Annotated in this window: 4 protein-coding genes; 2 read left to right on the top strand and 2 right to left on the bottom strand. The window is 55.9% G+C overall.

Annotated features, from left to right (window positions below; all coding sequences use genetic code 11):
- Both GXP52_05665 and GXP52_05660 read right to left on the bottom strand, forming a co-directional pair.
- Positions 1-856, bottom strand: an 856-nt coding sequence (locus tag GXP52_05665) for an ABC transporter substrate-binding protein (protein NOY86769.1), incomplete at its 3' end; no start/stop codon positions are given.
- 537 nt (positions 857-1,393) lie between these two features.
- Complete coding sequence (locus GXP52_05660) at positions 1,394-2,773, bottom strand: sigma-54-dependent Fis family transcriptional regulator (protein NOY86768.1); 1,380 nt, start codon at positions 2,771-2,773, stop codon at positions 1,394-1,396.
- Positions 2,774-3,152: 379 nt separating this feature from the next.
- On the opposite strand from GXP52_05660, the gene GXP52_05655 reads away from it, so the two are divergent.
- On the top strand, positions 3,153-3,335 hold the full coding sequence (locus GXP52_05655) for a zinc ribbon domain-containing protein (protein NOY86767.1): 183 nt from the start codon (positions 3,153-3,155) through the stop codon (positions 3,333-3,335).
- Between the two features lie 2 nt (positions 3,336-3,337).
- Positions 3,338-3,809: hypothetical protein (locus GXP52_05650; GenBank protein NOY86766.1), on the top strand; the 472-nt coding region annotated here is incomplete at its 3' end.

The raw sequence follows: 3,809 nt of genomic DNA, 5'->3' as shown, positions 1-3,809 counted from the left end.
GATAACCCTGTTTCCTTAGTTTGGAGGGGTCCGCGGCGGCGGTGAGGGGACAGCCCTCGAGGTTGCCCTTGAGAAAATCAGCAAAGGCCCTGTTCCGATCCCCTCCGGGATAGAAGATGAACCGGACCTCGCGGAGGGACGGCGTGCCGAGAAAGTAGCCGTCATTGGCCTTCAGGGTAATGGTGTTCTCCTCCCAGGAGACGAATCGGAAGGGCCCCGTCCCAACGGGGTGTCTGGAAAGGGAGTCGTCGGCATCCCCCGCATCCCCCGCCAGTTCGCTGGGGACGATCTTGGTCAGCGGCATGGCCAGGGCCGCGAGGAAAGGGGCATAGGGTTTTTTGAGGGTGATCGCGATGCGGTAGTCGGAGATAACGCGGATGCCGGCCACGTGGTCCTGTTTGCCGCTGCGGAACTCATCCGCGCCGACGATATTATCCAGGAACCTCGTGAATTGAAGCGAGTTTCCCGGACGGAAAATCCTGGTGAGGGAGGCAGCCACGTCCCGGGCCTCAAAGGAGCTGCCGTCGTGGAACCGGACCCCCTTCCGCAGGGAAAAGAGGTACTCCCTTCCGTTCTTGCTCACGGTCCAGCTCTCGGCCAGCCCCGGGATGATCCTCAGCTTGCGGTCGAATGCCACCAGCCCGTCGAAGATCTGCTGGGCCACGTGGGTCGTCGAGATGGAACCGTCCCGGACGGGATCGAGGCCGGCCGGGACGTAGAAGAGGGGAAAGCGGAAGACCCCCTCGGCCGGGGGGTGCGCCGGGGAGGCCGCCGGGGAGCCGAGGGGGAAAAAGACAAAGGAAAGGGTGAAAAAAAGGGCCAACGAAACGGATTGAACGAGCGTTCTGCCTGTCATGAGAACCTCCAGTCGCAGGTAACCCCCAGGAACTATCTCTCACGACTAGTGTCCATCTGTCAACTCAATGCACGGTCGGCCGATCTTTCGGCCGGGTTTTCCGAAGCCAGGACATGAAAAAGCAGGGAAAGTGTGGAGTCACCTTCCCTGCTTTTTACACCCCCGCTGCCCGTTAAAAATTCCTACAGGCCTCCGCCCCCACTGCCTGCCAGAACCACTGTCGCCAAAGCAAGAACCGAAACCGCCGCCATTGAGATCGAAAGGATTAACTTCTTCATTGCGTTTACCTCCGGGAATAAGGTTAGTTGGAATAAAGTGAACTTGCCACCCAATATAGCAAGGGGTCTGCCAAGTGGTGTGAAATGATCCAACATCCTGAAATATAAGGATAAAAACAGCCGGACCCTGAAGGCGGCCATCCCATGGCTGCACATTGTCGTGTGCAGCCATGGGATGATGGCAGTCTCGGATAACGAATTTTTTTTTAATTACGGGAAGTTAACCGGTATGCACATGATCATGTGCACAAAGGAGCCGTCATTGTTGTTCCTTCTGGGACGACAGCTGGAAGGCCGCCATCTTCTTGAGGAGGGTGTTGCGGTGAATGCGAAGGATCCTGGCCGCCTCGGATTGGTTCCATCCTGTTTTTCTGAGGGCGGACAAAACATACATCTTTTCGTACCGGTCGCGTGCTTCAAGCAGGCTGTCTGAAAAACCGGCCTGGGCATTGGAGGAAAATTCGGTGGTTGCGATCTCAACGGGAAGATCCTCAATGCCTATGGGCCCGTCGCCCGAGGAGAGGGCCACCATGCGCTCGAGTACATTTTCCAACTCCCTGGCGTTGCCGGGCCACGAATATGCCTCCAACAATTTCAATGCCTCCGGTGTCACTTTGGGGATCTTCCTGTTCACCCTGTAGCTGATATCCTTCAGGAAGTGGTTGACAAGGAGGGGAATATCACCGGGGCGGTCCTTAAGGGGAGGGAGGGTAATGGGGAGAACGTTCAGGCGGTAGAACAGGTCTTCCCTGAAAGCCCCGTGGGCCACCATGTTTTTGAGATCCATGTTCGTGGCCGCGATGATCTGGACGTCGACGCGGATGAGTTTGGGGCCGCCGACCCGGTTGAATTCCCTTTCCTGCAGAACCCTCAGGAGCTTGGCCTGGAGCTCCATACGAAGGGTTGAAATCTCGTCCAGAAAGAGGATTCCCTTGTTTGCGAGCTCGAATTTGCCGATATTTCTCTCGTGAGCCCCGGTGAAAGACCCCTTTTCGTGACCGAAGAATTCGCTTTCCAGCAGTTCCTGGGGAATGGCCGCGCAGTTAACCGGGATGAAAGGCTCTCCCCTTCGAGCCCCGCGGGAGTGGATGGCCCGGGCCACGAGTTCCTTGCCCGTACCGCTTGCACCGGCTATCAGGACGTTTGAGCCGGTTTGCGAAACCTTCTCCACGAGCCGGAACACCTCCCGCATCTGGGGGGATTTTCCGATGATATTCCCGAAACCTCCAAGCTTTTCCATCTCGGACCTGAGGTAGTGAACCTCCTGTTCAAGGGCTCTTTTTGCCATGGCCTTCCTGATCACCTCTAGGAGGTCGTTGGAGTCGAACGGCTTGGTGATATAATCGAAGGCGCCTTCTTTGACGGCCTGAACTCCAAGGCGGGCGCTGTCTGTAGCAGACAACATTACGACTTCCGGCCTGGATTTGCTTAACTCCATGATCCTGTGCAGAGTCTCCATCCCGCCCATTCCGGGCATGGAAACATCAAGGATGACGAGGTCCACAGCCTGTTTTTTCAGAATCCTCATGGCCTGCTCACCCGTTTTGGCCACGAGGACATAGTAGTGATCCTCCAGGATCATCTCCAGGGATTCGCAGACGGGTTGCTCGTCATCCACAACCAGGATGGTATGAAGAATGTCGTCTTCCGTTTTTTCCATATTTCAGATTGCCTCGTTTAAGATCAGGAAAATTTTATGGGACCCAACCCCGGTATTGTGCAAGATCTTTGCCTTTACCTTCGGCTACAGTGGATCTGTATTTGAAAGAGACGTTCATCGTATTATAAAAGGGGGCGCGCAGTTAATCGGTCCCCTGGATCAATCCACACTGATGCCGCAAAAGGCCGGTGGATATCCGGCTATAATCGTATTTTGTGCACACTATCATGTGCAATGGTGGTTGCCAACCCCGGAAAAAACCCCCTTGCCTTCAGGGTGGAGAACCATTATGAATTGCCTGTCGGGGTCTGGAGGAATAGCGGTGCACGGGAAACATCAGATCAAAAGGAGGTAGGAAATGCCGGTATACGAGTTCTTGTGCGGTCATTGCGAGCATGTTTTCGAGAGGATCATGTCACTGTCGGAGATGCAGGAGACGGAGGTGTTCTGTCCCCAATGCGGGAGCAGCGATGTTAACCAGCAGCTTGGCTCCCTCTCCGTGAAGGTGGGGATAGGCGGCTACAGGGGTAAGGTCGTTTAGGGATGGGAACGAAAAGAGCCGCCTCAACCTACCTTTCGGCCGGCGCCGTTGCCTGTCTCATCGTGGGGTCTATTCTGGTTTTTGTCAGGCCCGCAGCGGGAAAAACCCTCATCGGGGCGGGTCTGGCTCTATGGGCGACGTCATTCTGGTTGAACAGGAAGGCAATTCGGTCCGACTTCACTCAGCGGCTCTTTGCAACAAGGGAAAAGGTTCTGCTGGATGGAGTCAAGGCTGAGATTACGGGGCAACCCGGCGGTGTGGTCACCAGGTCCCTGTGCGGTGTGGCTTTGGGTACATCTCTCCGGCAGATGGAGGATGACCCGGCGTGGGAGGAGGTTGAGCCCGAAACCTCCGAACTCTTTAAGGCCGGGCTGAAACCCGGCGAAAGGCTCTTCGGCCACAGCAGGATCAATCTTATGGCCGGCGTATTGGAGGGAAAGGTTCACAGGATAGGTTTTTTCCATCCACGAACCG

The sequence above is a fragment of the Deltaproteobacteria bacterium genome (assembly GCA_013151915.1).
Taxonomy (GTDB): domain Bacteria; phylum BMS3Abin14; class BMS3Abin14; order BMS3Abin14; family BMS3Abin14; genus BMS3ABIN14.
This window is presented reverse-complemented; position numbering and strand designations above follow the sequence as displayed.

Bases quoted from the DNA above. Each gene is read 5' to 3' on its own strand.
- GXP52_05655 (NOY86767.1), top strand. From the start codon at position 3,153: ATGCCGGTATACGAGTTCTTGTGCGGTCATTGCGAGCATGTTTTCGAG.